Origin of the sequence: Saccharothrix sp. NRRL B-16348 (genome assembly GCF_001280085.1) — a bacterium.
In the GTDB taxonomy this organism is placed as follows: domain Bacteria; phylum Actinomycetota; class Actinomycetes; order Mycobacteriales; family Pseudonocardiaceae; genus Actinosynnema.
Map to the genome: position 1 here is coordinate 1 of NZ_LGED01000208.1, position 12,908 is coordinate 12,908.

A 12,908-nucleotide genomic window follows, 5' to 3' on the forward strand; every position below is an offset into this window, starting at 1 on the left:
GACGAAGCCCACGTCGGCGAGTTTGCGCAGGTGGTGCGAGCAGGTGGACTGGCTGACCCCGACGGCCTCGGTCAACGCGCCGACGGTGATCTCGCCGGGATGGGTGGCGACGGTGTGCAGCAGGCGCACGCGGGTCGGGTCGGCCAGGCAGGCGAACCACTCGGCGTAGGTCGAGGCGTCCTCGGGCGCGAGGCCCACCACGGGCAGCGTCGTCGTCATGCGAGCAGTCTATCGATTCAAGTCGATGGTTGCATCCATCGAGAAACTCGATACATTCCGCCCTGTTCGATCGAAGGATGACGATGAAAGGGGTGGCCCGTGAGCGAGCTTCCTGTGGTCGTGGTGGGGGCGGGACCGGTCGGCTTGGCGGCGGCGGCCCACTTGCTGGAACGTGGGCTGCGGCCGTTGGTGCTGGAAGCGGGCCCGCAGGCCGGCGCGGCGGTGGCCCAGTGGCACCACGTGCGGCTGTTCTCGCAGTGGTCCGAGCTCGTCGACCCGGCCGCGCGCCGACTGCTGGAGCCCACCGGCTGGACCGCGCCCCACGGCCAGGGCTACCCCACCGGAGCCGAGTGGGCGGCCCGGTACCTGGTGCCGCTGGCCGAGGCGTTGGGCGACCACGTCCGACTGAACGCCCGCGTGGTCGGCGTCGCCCGCCGCGGCCGGGACCGCGTCGTGGACTCCGGCCGCGACACCGAACCACTGACCGTCCACCTCGACAACGGCGAACGGATCACCGCGCAAGCCGTCATCGACGCCTCGGGCACCTGGGGTTCACCCAACCCGCTCGGCGGCGACGGGCTGCCGGCCGCCGGAGAGCGGGAGGCGGCCGACCGGATCACCTACCACGTGCCCGACCTGAACAACGAGGCCAAGCGGTACGCGGGCAAGAGGATCGCCGTGGCCGGTAGCGGGCACTCCGCGCTCACCGCCCTGATCGCACTGACGGACCTGGCGGACAAGCACCCCGGCACCCACGTGACCTGGCTGCTCCGCCGCGGCGCGGTCGGCAACGTGTTCGGCGGCGGCGACGCCGACCAGCTCCCCGCGCGGGGTGCGCTCGGGCTCAAGGCCAAGGAGGCCGCACGCGCCGGGCACGTGGAGGTCGTGACCGGCTTCCGCACCGCGTCCGTCGAGCGTGACGGCGAACGGCTGGTGCTGGAGTCGCAGGACGGCCACCGGTTGCGGCCGGTGGACGAGGTCGTGGTGCTGACCGGGTTCCGGCCCGACCACTCGTGGCTGTCGGAGGTGCGGCTGGACTTGGACCCCGTGCTGCAGGCGCCGGCGAGGCTCGCACCGCTGATCGACCCGAACGTGCACTCGTGCGGCTCGGTCGACCCGCACGGCGCGAACGTGCTGCGCCAGCCCGAGCCCGGCGTCTACCTGGCCGGCATGAAGAGCTACGGCCGTGCGCCGACGTTCCTCGCGCTGACCGGCTACGAGCAGGTCCGCAGCGTCGCCGCCGAGATCGCCGGCGACCACGAGTCCGCCGCCAAGGTCGAACTGACGCTGCCGAAGACCGGCGTGTGCGGCGGGTCCGGCGTGTTCGACGTCGAGCAGCCGGCGTCCTCCGGCGGGTGCTGCGGCCCGACGCAGGTCGTGGAGCAGCCGGTGGCCGCGGTCAGCTGCTGCGGCGGTCCGCAGGTGGCGGACCTGACCCTGACGGCACCGGGCACGCGCGTCTGAGCTTCACCGCGGCCCGGCACGATCGAGGGGCGTGCCGGGCCGCGTCGCGGAAGTCGACCCGTGCCGCCCGGGTTGACTCCGGTTCATCCGCTCAAGCATCATTGAGTCAATGACTACTGACTGGCCTTCGGACGTGACGGCGCGGGCGCGTGTGCACGCGGCTCTGGGCGAACCCGCCCGGCTCGCCGTGGTGGACCTGCTCGTGCTCGGCGACGCCTCACCGAGCGAGGTCGGCCGGCGACTGGGGCTGCCCAGCAACCTGCTCGCCCACCACGTGAAGCTGCTCGAACAGGCCGGGATCGTGGAGCGGTCGCGGTCGGAGGGCGACCATCGGCGCACTTACCTGCGGCTGCGCACCGCCGCGCTCACCGACCTCGTGCCCACCGGGCTGCGGCAGGCGCCACGGGTGGTGTTCGTGTGCAGCCACAACTCCGCCCGCTCCCAGCTGGCCGCCGCGCTGTGGAAGAAGCACAGCCCGGTGCCCACGGCGAGTGCGGGCACCCGACCGGCCGAGCGTGTGCACCCGCTGGCCGTCGCCACCGCCCGCACGCACGGACTGTCGCTGACCCGAGCCCGGCCCCATCACCTGGTGGACGTGCTGCGGCCCGACGACCTCGTGGTCGCGGTGTGCGACAACGCGCACGAAGAACTCACCGACCACGACGACCGGCTGCACTGGTCGGTGCCCGATCCGGCCGCGGTGGGCACGCCGGCCGCGTTCGACGCCGCCTACCGCGACCTCGCCGATCGGATCGACCGCCTCGTGCCCGCCGTCCGCCCCGCCCCCGAGGACTCCTGAATGCCCCGCCCGCTCCCCCACCGGCTGCTGGCCGAATTCCTCGGCAGCCTGCTGCTCGCCGCCCTGGTGATCGGCTCCGGCATCGCCGCCCAACGCCTCTCCCCCGGCGACGTCGGCCTGCAACTGCTGGAGAACGCCGCCGCCACCGCCGTCGGTCTCTACGCCGTCATCCTGATCTTCGGACCCGTCAGCGGCGGCCACTTCAACCCCGCCGTGTCGATCACCGATGCCGTGTTCGGCGGCTTGGCGTGGCGTGACGTGCCGTCGTACGCGCTCGCCCAAGTCCTCGGGTGTGTCACCGGAGCGGTGCTCGCCAACGTGATGTTCGAGGCGGCGCCGGTCAGCATCAGCACCACCGAACGCGCCACGGTCGCGCACGGCGTGTCGGAGATCGTGGCCACGGCCGGCCTGCTGCTGGTGATCTTCTCGCTGGTCCGGTCCGGGCGGGCCGCCCTCGCACCGTCCGCCGTCGGCGCCTACATCGGCGCGGCGTACTTCTTCACCAGCTCCACCAGCTTCGCCAACCCCGCCATCACGGTGGGCCGGGTGTTCAGCGACAGCTTCGCCGGCATCACGCCCCTTTCCGTGCCGGTCTACGTGCTGGCCCAACTCATCGGTGTCGCCGTGGCCATCCCGCTGCTGCACCTCCTGTACCCCACCCGGACCACCGCCGAGAACGCCGCACCCGTCACCGAAGGGCAAGTCCGTTGACCCGCACCAAGCCCGAAGTCCTGTTCGTCTGCGTCCACAACGCCGGCCGCTCCCAGATGGCCGCCGCGCTCCTCCAGCACTACGCGATGGGCCGCGTCACGGTCCGCTCCGCCGGCTCCGCCCCCGCCGACAAGGTCAACCCGGCCGCCGCCGAGGCGTTGGCCGAGCTGGGCCTGGACATCACCGCCGAAGTGCCGTCCAAGCTCACCACCGAGGACGTCGAAGCCTCCGACGTCGTCATCACCATGGGCTGCGGCGACACCTGCCCCGTCTTCCCCGGCAAGCGCTACCTCGACTGGGAGCTCGAAGACCCCGCCGGCCAAGGAGTCGACGCCGTCCGCCCCATCCGCGACGACATCGACCGCCGCGTCCGAGGACTGCTCGCCGAACTCCTCGACCCAGCCTCGTAGCCGCTCCGCCGCGTGCGAGTGCGAGTGCGAGTGCGAGTGCGATCAGATCACTGGAACACGAAGCTGTTGCGCTTCGCCCACTCCGCGTAGCTGAAAGGTGCACGCCCGAGGACCTTCTCCACGTCGGGGCTGACCGCGAGTTCTTCGTCGGTCGGCGTGCCCAGGATGTCGAGCGTGCCCTCGGCGACGGGTTCGGGCATGAACTCCAGCATCGTGCCGAGCGCCTGCTCGCGGGTGAGTTCGACGAACTTCAACTCCGCGCCGATGGCCTCACCGATCGCGGCCGCCTGCTCCCGCGGCGAGATCCGGGCGGGCCCGGTCAGCACGTAGGTGTTGCCCGCGTGGCTGGAATCCCGGAGCGCGACCGACGCGACCTCCGCGATGTCCGCCGGATCGATCAGCGGAAGGCCGACGTCGCCGAAAGGCGCGAAAACGGTCCGATCGGATTTGACGGTCGGCACGTACGCGTACGTGTTGGAGGCGAAACCTCCCGGGCGGAGAATCGTCGTGCTGACCCCGGATCCGATCAGCACGTTCTCGAATTCCCGCAACCGCGCGTGTGACATCGCCTGCGGCCTCGTCTGGGAAGCTTGCGACGACAGCAGCACGATCCGCTCGACACCGGCCGACTGCGCCGTCTTGACCAGGGCTTCCGGACTGCCGGCCGAGACCAGGAGCTCGCCGGAGGGGCACAGGAACAACGTGTCCGCGCCTTCGAGGACCGGGCGGAGGCTTTCCGCGTCGGCCAAGTCGACCGGGAAATGCCGCACACCTTCGGGCAGCCCGTATTCCGGAGACCGGCGGGAAACCGCCCTGACCTCTTCCCCGGCACCGGTGAGCGACTGCACCAGCGGTCGACCCACGTTACCGGTGGCTCCGGTTACCACGATCATGAATTCCCCCTCGTTGGTCCGGCTTGTCGTGTTCACAAGCACCTGATCGGAAACCTAACAGCGGCTTCCAATACGTACCTAGGGGAAAGTGGCTTTCGCGGCGCACACCTGGCACGAGAACTCCGCCCGGTTTGCTTGGGCGCGGCGAAGACCGCGCGGCTACTCCGCGCGTTCGCCGGCCAGGTAGCGCTGGATCGTCGGACCGAGCCACGCCACGACCGCCGCCCGGTCCAGTGCGACGACCGGCGGCAGGCACAGCACGTACCTGGTCAGCGCGAAACCCAGAGCCTGCGTGGCGATCAGCCCGGCCCGGACCGGCGCCTCGGCCGGGTCCGCGACCAGCGCCGTGACCACGGGCCCGAGCTGGGCCGCGAACAGCCGGCGCATGCGCTCGGCCGCGGCCTGGTTGGTGACCGCCGCCCGCAGCAGCGCCATGAGCGTGTCGTCGTGCTCCCAGCGGTCGACGAGGTGACCGGTCAGCCGGGCCCCGATCTCGTCGCGCGGCACCCCGGTCAGGTCCGGTAGGCGCAGGTCGAACTCCGCGGCGGCGGCGAACAGCTTCTCCTTGTTGCCGTAGTAGCGCATGACCATCGACGGGTCGATGTTCGCGTCGGCGGCGATGGCCCGGATCGTGGCCCGCTCGTAGCCGTCCGCCGCGAAGCGTTCCCGCGCGGCCGTGAGGATCGCCGCCCTGGTCGCGTCGGAGCGGCGCGCCTTGGCGGCCTCCGTGCTGCTCGCCTCCGTCATGCCAACAACTGTAGGCCAACACCTGTTGACATGTCGAATCGGGTCGGCCTACTGTTTTGCCAACAGGCGTTGGCAAACAAGTGTTGACCTGAAGGAGGCGGACATGTCCGAGGTGATCGTGGTCGGGGCGGGCCCCACCGGACTGCTACTGGCGGGCGACCTCGCCGAGGCCGGTGTCACGGTGACCGTGCTGGAGAAGCGGGACGGCGAGGTGTCGAACCTGTCGCGGGCGTTCGCCGTGCACGCCCGCACCCTGCAGGTGCTCGACGCCCGAGGGCTGGTCGAGGAGTTGGACCGCACCGGGGTCGGGCGCGTCACCGACATCCGGCTGTTCGACCGGGTGCACGTCGACCTCGGCAAGCTGCCGAGCCGGTTCCCGTACATGCTGGTCACCCCGCAGTACAACGTGGAACGGGTGCTGCTGGCGCGGGCGGTCAAGGCCGGGGTGGAGATCGTGCACGACGCGGCGGTGACCGCCGTGCGCCAGGACGCCACCTGCGCGGAGGTCGACACGACCGGCGGCACGTACCGCGCGGACTACGTGGTCGGCGCGGACGGCTTCCACAGCGCGGTGCGCCACGCGCTCGGCCAGCCGTTCCCGGGCAAGTCGGTGCTGAAGTCGATCATGCTGGCGGACGTGCGGCTGCGCGAGACGCCGCCGGACACGTTGACCGTCAACGGTTCCGGCTCGGAGTTCACGTTCATCGCCCCGTTCGGCGACGGCTGGTGGCGGGTCTTCGCGTGGGACCGGCGCGGCGACGTCACCGACGACACCCCGCTGGAGCTGGACGAGGTCCGCGCGATCACCAAGCGGGCGCTGGGCACCGACTTCGGCATGCACGAGGCCCGCTGGCTGTCCCGCTTCCACAGCGACGAACGGCAGGCGCCGCACTACCGCGTCGGCCGCGTGTTCCTGGCCGGCGACGCCGCGCACGTCCACTCCCCCGCCGGCGGCATGGGCATGAACACCGGCCTGCAGGACGCGGCGAACCTGGGCTGGAAGCTGGCGGCGGTGCTCCGCGGCGCCCCGGACGCGCTGCTCGACACCTACCAGGCGGAACGCCACCCGGTCGGCGAGGAGGTCCTGCGGATCAGCGGCACGATGATCCGGCTGGCGATGGCGCGGTCCCCCTTCGCCCGTGCGCTCCGCGGCCTGGTCGGCGGCACCGCGCTGCGCGTCCCGGCGATCCACCGCAGGCTCACCGGCCGCCTGTCCGCACTGGGTTTCCGCTACCCCGCCCCCGACGGCGAGCACCGGCTGACCGGCACCCGGATGCCCGACGTGGCCCTCGCCGACGGCACCCGGCTGTACGAGGCCTTGCGCGGCGGCCGTTTCGTGCTCGTGGGCACGGGCGACGTCACCGGCTGGGAAGACCGCGTGCGAGCCGCGGCCCCCGCCGAACCTGGTGCCGACGCGGTTCTCATCCGCCCCGACGGCTACGTGGCGAAGGTCTTCACCGGAACGCCCGACCCGACCACGCTGCGGAACGCCCTCGCGGCACTGGCGGGCACGTCAGTCGCCAAGTAGGCGCCACTCCGAGGACGCACGGGTCAGAGGATCGGCGTCCCCGCGTCCAAACCGACGAGCACGCGGCCGTGCACCTCCAGGTTCGTGGTCAGCAGGAGCAAGCCGTGCAAGGAGAAGGCGCGCAGGTCGCGTTGGAACCGCTGCAGCGGGACGGTGCGCCCGATCACCGAGGCGCCGCTGGCGTCGTACAGCTGTTCCACGGCTTCCTTGGCCAGCTGGACGGCGTACGCCCCGTGCGCGCGGGCCTCGGCCTTCTCCGCCGGGGTGAGCGGGCGGTTCGCGTCGGCCGCGTCCTGGATGCGCCGCGCCCACGTGTCGACCAACGCCTGCGCCGCGGCGATGCGTGCGTCCGCGCCGGCGACCTGGATCTGGGTCAACGGGGTCTCGCCCTGCTCGGACCACCGCGTGTAGACGATGCCCCGGCCCGGCAGCCGGTCCAGGTACAGCTCGAACGCGCCCTTGGCCATGCCGACCGCCGCCGCCGCGCACTGCGTGACGGCGAGGCTGATCAGGCCGTAGTCGCGGCCCGGCGCGTCTTCGCGGCCGGGCACCGCCGTGGTCAGCGCGTCCCCGAACCCGATCACGCGGTGGGCGGGCACGAACACGTCGTCGGCCACCGTCGAGCAGCTCCCGGTGCCGGCCGCCGCCGTGGTGTCCCAGTCGTCCATGATCGTCAGGTCGGTCAGCGGCACGGCCGCGACCAGCACGTCCGCCGTGCCGTCGAGCATCGCGACCACGACGTTCCAGTGCGCGGCGCGGCAACCGGAGTTGAACCGCCACCGGCCGGTCAGCCGGTAGCCGCCGTCGGTGGGGGTCAGCGTGCCGGTCGGCGAGTACACGCCGGTCACCCGCACGGAACCGCTGGTGAAGATCTCCTGCTGCACCCGCTCCGGGAACAGCGTGGCCGCGAAGGTGTTCGACAGGTACACCATCGAGGTCCAGCCGGTGGACGGGCACGCCCGCGACACCTCGGTGATGACCCGGCACTGGTCGGGCGCGGACAGGTCCAGCCCGCCGAAGCGGCCCGGCACGCTCACGCCGAACACGCCCGCCTTCTCCATCAGCTCGATGCTCTCGTCCGGCAGCCACCCGCGCTGCTCGGCCTCCAGCCCGTTCTCCCGCAGCCGCGGCGAGAACTCGCGGAGCGCGTCGAGCACCGGGTCCACCGCGCTCACGTTCGTTGGCATCCATCCCCCTCAGCGGCACCTTGCGGGGCCCAGCCTTCCGCGTGTCCGACACCCACTGGTCACTCCGCCGACCGAACGGCGCGTTACCCGCCGATTACCAACGGCCGGTTACCTTTCAAGGTGTTCGTCCGGGCCGACGCACTCGGCTACGCGAGACCGCCGTTGCTCTTGAGCAGCTGGCCGTTGATCCATCCGCCTTCCGCCGAGCAGAGGAACGTCACCAGGTTCGCGCAGTCCTGCGGCACACCGAGCCGTCCCAGGGGCGTGAAGGCGGTCCCGTCCGCCCTGTTCTCGTCGGTCATCCAGCCGGTGTCGATCGGCCCGGGGTTGATCACGTTGCAGCTCACTCCCAGCTGGGCCAGCTCACGGGCGGCGGCCAGCGTGATCCGGTCCATCGCACCCTTGCTCGCCCCGTAGGGCAGGTTCCCGGCGGTGTGATCGCTGGTCAGGCTGACGATCCGGCCGCTGCCGTGCCGGCCGCGGAACCGAAGCCCGTACTCCCGGATCAGCAGCCACGTCGCCCGCGTGTTGACCGCGAAGTGCCGGTCGAAGCTCTCCACCGTGGTGTCCAGCAGACCGGAGGCGACCGACTCGCAATGGCAGACCACCAGCGCGGTGACGTTCCCCAGTTCGCCCTCGACGCGTTCGAACAGCCGGGCAGGCGCGGCCGGGTCGCTCAGGTCCGCCTCGACCGCAAGTGCTCGTGCTCCAAGGGACGTCACCTTCTGCCGCAACTCCCCAGGCGCCCCCTCCTCCACGCCCCACGCCTTCCGCGCGTCATAAGGGGTCCAGTACGTGAAGGCCACGTCCCAGCCGGCCCGGGCCAGGTCCAGTACCACGGACGCCGCGATCCCCGTCGAACGTCCCGCCCCCGTGACCAAGGCGAGCGGGCGACCCGCCTCTTCCACGTCCTGCAGACTTCCCGCACGCGCCTCGCCGCTCATGATCCTCATCATGGTGGCCCGTTCCTCGCACAGCACGCGATTTCCCGGCAGCCCCGTAGACTGGCGGCCGGTCCGGGCCGATGGGGGAATCGCGTGAGGCTTCGACGGCTGGTGCTTGTGATGAGTGCGGTCGCCCTGACCGCGGGCTGCGGTCAAACGCCGGACAGCCGGCCGTACCCCGACGGTGACATCACCCTGATCGTGCCCGCCGAGGCCGGCGAGACCACGGACACGGTCGCCCGCGCCGTCGCGCCCTGCCTGGCCGGGAAGCTCGGGGGCACCGTGGCCGTGCGGAACCAGCCAGGCCAGGACGGCGTCCTCGGCAACCGCGCCCTCCTCGACGCGGAGCCGGACGGGCGCACGCTCATGATCAGCTCGGTCGGCTCCACGGTGGTGACGCCGTTGCTGCCTCCCAAGAAGGACTACGGCTACGACGACTTCCGGTTCCTCGGTGTCGTCCACTCCGCACCCGTGGTCCTGTTCACCGCGGCGAACAGCCCCGTCGACTCCGCCGGGACACTGCTGAGGACGGCGAAGGCCGACGGTCCACCGGTCACCGTCGCCAACCGCGGGGACAAGACGGTCGAGGGATTCACGTTGTGGCACCTCAACTCGCTGGCGAAGACCCGGCTCGAACCCGCACCGGTCGACTCGGACGCGGAGATCCTCCGCACTGTCGTCGCCGGCAGCCACACGGCCGGCCTGGCCACCCTCACCCCGGAACTCCTGGCCGCCATCACCTCCGGGCAGGTCCGGCTGCTCGCCTCCGGAGGCCACCGGCGGCCGGAGTACCTGCCGGAGGTGCCGACCCTCTACGAAGCCGTCGGCCGGAAGTTCTCCGACGCCGTGCCGGACCTCGTCGTCGACACCGCCTTCAGCGCGCGGAGCGACATCGGTGACGCCAAGTCCTCGACGCTGTCGTCCACGCTCTCGCAGTGCTTGAGCACCGACGACGTCAAGCGCGGTATCGGCGCCGAGTTCGTGCCGGCAGGCCAGGGCGAACCGTCGACGCAGCGAGAGCGCTACCGCAAGCTCCAGAGCGCCGTCCTGCTGGGACTGGACATGGCCGAGATCGAAGGCCGCTGACCGGGCTCTTAAGGGCAGCCGCTGTTCCTGCTCTCACTTGCGGTGGCGGCGGAGCGGGGACGTGTCCCGGGTGGCTTCGTCGGCGACTTGTCGGCGTTCCCGCGCGCGGTAGCCGTAGGTCGCCTCGCGGACGGCGAGGTCGTCCTCCAGGCCGGACCCGACCGCGCCGGCGATCGTGCCGAGCACGGTGGCCATCAGCGCGATGGCCAGGTAGTCCGGCACGCCGACCGGATGCCCGAGCGTGGTCGCCAGGTAGTGCGGCGGGATGACCAGCGCGACCGCGGCGAGTGCGACGACGAACATCGCCAGGAAGAACGCGACGGTGCCCGCGGCGACCGTCACGACCGTGCTGGCGTTGCGCAGGCGGACGTCGGGATCGGGACTGCCACCGGTCCGCGGCCGGCGTTCCCACAGCTCGTGGTCCACGATGATCCAGACGGTCATCGCGGTGACGGCGGCCACGGTCACCCCGGCCAGGCGCAGTGGGCTGAGCGCGGTCCCGAGGGTCCAGATGCTGGAGTACAGCACGCCGAACGCGATGCCGGTCATCGCACCGGCCAGGGCCGTGGACAACCCGCGGAGCAGCCGCCACGGCCGGTTGACCCGCACCATGCCGACCAGCAGGTACGGCAGCGCTCGTCGGCGGGGGCGGATGACGTGCAGGTTGGGCGAGCCGGACTCCTCCGGCTCCAGCACGCGGGTGGTCCGGGCCGGCAGCCGGCGCCGCAACTCGGTGAGCGCGACCGCCTGCCGCGGTTCGTCGGACCGGGTGACGAGGCAGGCGACGATCGCCACCACGACGGCGTCCAGCCGGTGGCCCAGGCGCCAGCCGCCCAGGGCGGGCAGGGACACCACCGCGACCCGGTCGGCCGTGTGGATGTCGGCCAGGAAGACCCCCGACCCATCCTGCATCGGCTGGTCGGTGATGCAGACGACCAGGTCCCACACGGTGCCGCGGACGTGCTCGCGCGCCTTCTCCACCAGCGGTTCGCCGTCCGGGTACATCGCCTCGAACGGGTCGTGCACGGTGTCGACCGTCCAGGTGACCTCGTCGCTCACGCCGGCGCGGAGGCGCTCGGGCAGCGCCTCGCCGAGCCGGTCGGCGAGGATCGCGGGCAGACCGGGGTCGGCCAGCAGACCGACCGCGACCTCGTGCGGCGGCACGTCACCGGGTCTCCGGCCGTCGTCGGGCCCGGTGTGGTGGTCAGGGTCGGTCATCGGTCTCGTGCTGGGTCATGGGCGTTCCTCCGGCAGGCGTCGTCTCCGTGACCTACCCCCTCGCGCGGGGCGGAAACAGGCGCGGAAGGCGCCCAGGCGGGCATCCGCGGTCCGAACAGGTTCCACGATCGATTTCCTCCCATCGGGCAACCTCGCCGCGCGCGGGGCGCGTTCCTAGTCGGGTAGAGGCACGACGCAGGAGGTCATCGAGGTGAAACGGTCCGAGGAGAGCGCGTACCGCGAGTACGTGACGGCTCGGATGGAGATGATGCGGCGCACCGCGTACCTCCTGTGCCGGGACTGGCACACCGCGGACGACGTCGTGTCGATCACCATCGGCAAGCTGTACCGGCACTGGCCCAGGGTCGGCGCGACGGCCGGCATCGACCCGTACGTTCGCAAGGCGCTGCTGCGCACCTGGCTGGACGAGAAGCGCAGGCCGTGGCGCCGCGAGGAGGCCGTCGACGAGCTGCCCGAGCTGCCGACCGCGGCCGAGTTCGCCGTGGTCGACCAGGCACAGCTGCTCGACCTGCTCGACGGGCTGCCGCCGAGACGGCGGGCCGCCGTCGTGCTGCGCCTCTACCTCGATCTCTCGGTGGAGGAGACCGCCGAGATCCTCGGCTGCTCCGTGGACACCGTGAAGAGCCAGACCGCGCGGGGGCTCGACACGTTGCGCGCCACCGCGGCGCGGGCGACCAGGGAGGGGTACTGATGGACAAGCACCTGTTCGACGAGGCGATCGGGGAAGTGCCGCCGTCCACGGTCGACGTGGACGCGGTCATCGCCCGCGGCCGCCGCGGGGTCCGGCTTCGCCGGGTGGCGAACCCGGCGGTCGCCGCCGGGATGGCCGTCGTGGTGCTGACCGGCGCCGTCGCCTACACGCTGGCCGACGGTCGGGGCACGCCGGTCGGCGGGCCGCCGGGCACCACGTCCGCGGTGTCGCCGTCCTCGACCGCACGGGAACAGCCGCCCGGCTCGAAGGTGGACGCGCCGTCGGTCGTCGTCGTGGACGACAAGGTGCCACCGCCCGAATGCGAGGGCAGGCTGGAGCCCGCGGCCGAAGCCGCCGCGCGGCTGACCCTGGCGACGACGGACGCGGTCAAGGCGCAGCGGCCCGACCTGGGGCTGTCGGCCAACCCCGCGGGCGACTACCCGGCGGGCACGCCGCACGGGCCGCTCGACTACCACCAGGTGAGCGCGGCAGACCCGGGTGTCGAGCTGTCCATCTGCGACCCCAAGGCCACCTTCGAGGCGATGGCGACCACGACCACGGCGGACGGGAGCGGGAACATCTTCGTCCTCGTGGAGCCGACCTGGCGCGACGGCCTGGGCCCCGTGTGCGCCTTTCCCGGCCTCGGGACCCGGACGTCCTGCGTGGCGGAGACCGGCACCCGGGGTGAGGAGATCGTCAAGCAGACGGCGGACATGGGGGGCGGCATCACCCTGAACCAGGTGCTGGTCCACCGTGAGGACGGCACGCGGATCCTCGTCCAGGCCGAGAACATCGCCACCTCCGGCAAGACCGGTGGCGCGCCGACCTCGTCGGAGCCGCCGCTGACCCTCGACCAGCTGGTCGCGATCGGTGTCGACCCGGCACTGACGATGTTCCCCGGCTAGCACGTCGCAGCAGGGGCGTGCCGGCGGCATGTGCGGGCCATGCCGGCGGGCCGTTGCAGGCTGCACGTCGAGGGCGGGAGCCGAC

Annotated in this window: 14 protein-coding genes; 8 read left to right on the forward strand and 6 right to left on the reverse strand. The window is 71.9% G+C overall.

Annotated elements, in window-relative coordinates; all coding sequences use genetic code 11:
* A partial coding sequence (locus ADK67_RS25215; protein ID WP_157620817.1) for an ArsR/SmtB family transcription factor occupies nt 1-219 on the reverse strand: 219 nt, incomplete at its 3' end.
* A 99-nt stretch (nt 220-318) separates the two neighbouring features.
* Between ADK67_RS25215 and ADK67_RS25220 the strand changes: the two genes are divergently transcribed.
* The 4 genes from ADK67_RS25220 (at nt 319) to ADK67_RS25235 (ending at nt 3,603) form a co-directional block, all read left to right on the forward strand.
* A complete protein-coding gene (locus tag ADK67_RS25220) occupies nt 319-1,683 on the forward strand; it encodes an FAD-dependent oxidoreductase (protein WP_053718983.1) in 1,365 nt (454 codons plus the stop codon).
* Nucleotides 1,684-1,792: 109 nt separating this feature from the next.
* On the forward strand, nt 1,793-2,482 hold the full coding sequence (locus ADK67_RS25225) for an arsenate reductase/protein-tyrosine-phosphatase family protein (protein WP_053718984.1): 690 nt from the start codon (nt 1,793-1,795) through the stop codon (nt 2,480-2,482).
* Nucleotides 2,483-3,193 carry an MIP/aquaporin family protein gene (locus tag ADK67_RS25230; protein WP_053718985.1) on the forward strand — a complete coding sequence of 237 codons (711 nt, stop codon included), beginning with the start codon at nt 2,483-2,485 and terminating at the stop codon, nt 3,191-3,193. It begins immediately after the preceding gene.
* Nucleotides 3,190-3,603: an arsenate-mycothiol transferase ArsC gene (locus ADK67_RS25235; RefSeq protein WP_082403747.1), complete on the forward strand. Its 414-nt coding sequence runs from the start codon at nt 3,190-3,192 to the stop codon at nt 3,601-3,603. The genes ADK67_RS25230 and ADK67_RS25235 overlap by 4 nt, the downstream gene beginning before the upstream one ends.
* A 47-nt stretch (nt 3,604-3,650) precedes the next feature.
* Here ADK67_RS25235 and ADK67_RS25240 read toward each other — a convergent pair whose 3' ends face one another.
* Together ADK67_RS25240 and ADK67_RS25245 are read right to left on the reverse strand one after the other, a co-directional pair.
* Nucleotides 3,651-4,496: an SDR family oxidoreductase gene (locus ADK67_RS25240; protein WP_053718986.1), complete on the reverse strand. Its 846-nt coding sequence runs from the start codon at nt 4,494-4,496 to the stop codon at nt 3,651-3,653.
* Between the two features lie 159 nt (nt 4,497-4,655).
* Nucleotides 4,656-5,243 (reverse strand): TetR/AcrR family transcriptional regulator, encoded by a 588-nt coding sequence (locus tag ADK67_RS25245; RefSeq protein ID WP_053718987.1) that lies wholly within the window; start codon nt 5,241-5,243, stop codon nt 4,656-4,658.
* Nucleotides 5,244-5,346: 103 nt separating this feature from the next.
* Between ADK67_RS25245 and ADK67_RS25250 the strand changes: the two genes are divergently transcribed.
* A complete protein-coding gene (locus tag ADK67_RS25250) occupies nt 5,347-6,771 on the forward strand; it encodes an FAD-dependent monooxygenase (protein ID WP_053718988.1) in 1,425 nt (474 codons plus the stop codon).
* Nucleotides 6,772-6,794: 23 nt separating this feature from the next.
* On the opposite strand, the gene ADK67_RS25255 is transcribed toward ADK67_RS25250, so the two are convergent.
* Together ADK67_RS25255 and ADK67_RS25260 are read right to left on the reverse strand one after the other, a co-directional pair.
* Nucleotides 6,795-7,958 carry an acyl-CoA dehydrogenase family protein gene (locus ADK67_RS25255; RefSeq protein WP_053718989.1) on the reverse strand — a complete coding sequence of 388 codons (1,164 nt, stop codon included), beginning with the start codon at nt 7,956-7,958 and terminating at the stop codon, nt 6,795-6,797.
* Between the two features lie 146 nt (nt 7,959-8,104).
* Entirely contained in the window at nt 8,105-8,902 is a 798-nt protein-coding gene (locus tag ADK67_RS25260; protein WP_053719118.1) for an SDR family oxidoreductase, read from the reverse strand.
* Nucleotides 8,903-9,022: 120 nt separating this feature from the next.
* Here ADK67_RS25260 and ADK67_RS25265 point away from each other — a divergent pair, with 120 nt between their 5' ends.
* Nucleotides 9,023-9,988, forward strand: a complete 966-nt coding sequence (locus tag ADK67_RS25265) for a tripartite tricarboxylate transporter substrate-binding protein (RefSeq protein WP_053718990.1) — start codon at nt 9,023-9,025, stop codon at nt 9,986-9,988.
* 33 nt (nt 9,989-10,021) lie between these two features.
* On the opposite strand, the gene ADK67_RS25270 is transcribed toward ADK67_RS25265, so the two are convergent.
* Nucleotides 10,022-11,206: a hypothetical protein gene (locus ADK67_RS25270; RefSeq protein ID WP_053718991.1), complete on the reverse strand. Its 1,185-nt coding sequence runs from the start codon at nt 11,204-11,206 to the stop codon at nt 10,022-10,024.
* Between the two features lie 211 nt (nt 11,207-11,417).
* On the opposite strand from ADK67_RS25270, the gene ADK67_RS25275 reads away from it, so the two are divergent.
* Together ADK67_RS25275 and ADK67_RS25280 are read left to right on the forward strand one after the other, a co-directional pair.
* Complete coding sequence (locus ADK67_RS25275) at nt 11,418-11,918, forward strand: sigma-70 family RNA polymerase sigma factor (RefSeq protein ID WP_063797721.1); 501 nt, start codon at nt 11,418-11,420, stop codon at nt 11,916-11,918.
* Nucleotides 11,918-12,823: a hypothetical protein gene (locus ADK67_RS25280; protein ID WP_053718992.1), complete on the forward strand. Its 906-nt coding sequence runs from the start codon at nt 11,918-11,920 to the stop codon at nt 12,821-12,823. The genes ADK67_RS25275 and ADK67_RS25280 overlap by 1 nt, the downstream gene beginning before the upstream one ends.
* Nucleotides 12,824-12,908 lie beyond the last annotated feature (85 nt).

Bases quoted from the DNA above. Each gene is read 5' to 3' on its own strand.
- ADK67_RS25255 (WP_053718989.1), bottom strand. From the start codon at position 7,958: ATGCCAACGAACGTGAGCGCGGTGGACCCGGTGCTCGACGCGCTCCGC.
- ADK67_RS25280 (WP_053718992.1), top strand. From the start codon at position 11,918: ATGGACAAGCACCTGTTCGACGAGGCGATCGGGGAAGTGCCGCCGTCC.
- ADK67_RS25270 (WP_053718991.1), bottom strand. From the start codon at position 11,206: ATGACCGACCCTGACCACCACACCGGGCCCGACGACGGCCGGAGACCC.
- ADK67_RS25245 (WP_053718987.1), bottom strand. From the start codon at position 5,243: ATGACGGAGGCGAGCAGCACGGAGGCCGCCAAGGCGCGCCGCTCCGAC.
- ADK67_RS25265 (WP_053718990.1), top strand. From the start codon at position 9,023: ATGAGTGCGGTCGCCCTGACCGCGGGCTGCGGTCAAACGCCGGACAGC.
- ADK67_RS25240 (WP_053718986.1), bottom strand. From the start codon at position 4,496: ATGATCGTGGTAACCGGAGCCACCGGTAACGTGGGTCGACCGCTGGTG.
- ADK67_RS25250 (WP_053718988.1), top strand. From the start codon at position 5,347: ATGTCCGAGGTGATCGTGGTCGGGGCGGGCCCCACCGGACTGCTACTG.
- ADK67_RS25225 (WP_053718984.1), top strand. From the start codon at position 1,793: ATGACTACTGACTGGCCTTCGGACGTGACGGCGCGGGCGCGTGTGCAC.
- ADK67_RS25230 (WP_053718985.1), top strand. From the start codon at position 2,483: ATGCCCCGCCCGCTCCCCCACCGGCTGCTGGCCGAATTCCTCGGCAGC.
- ADK67_RS25260 (WP_053719118.1), bottom strand. From the start codon at position 8,902: ATGAGCGGCGAGGCGCGTGCGGGAAGTCTGCAGGACGTGGAAGAGGCG.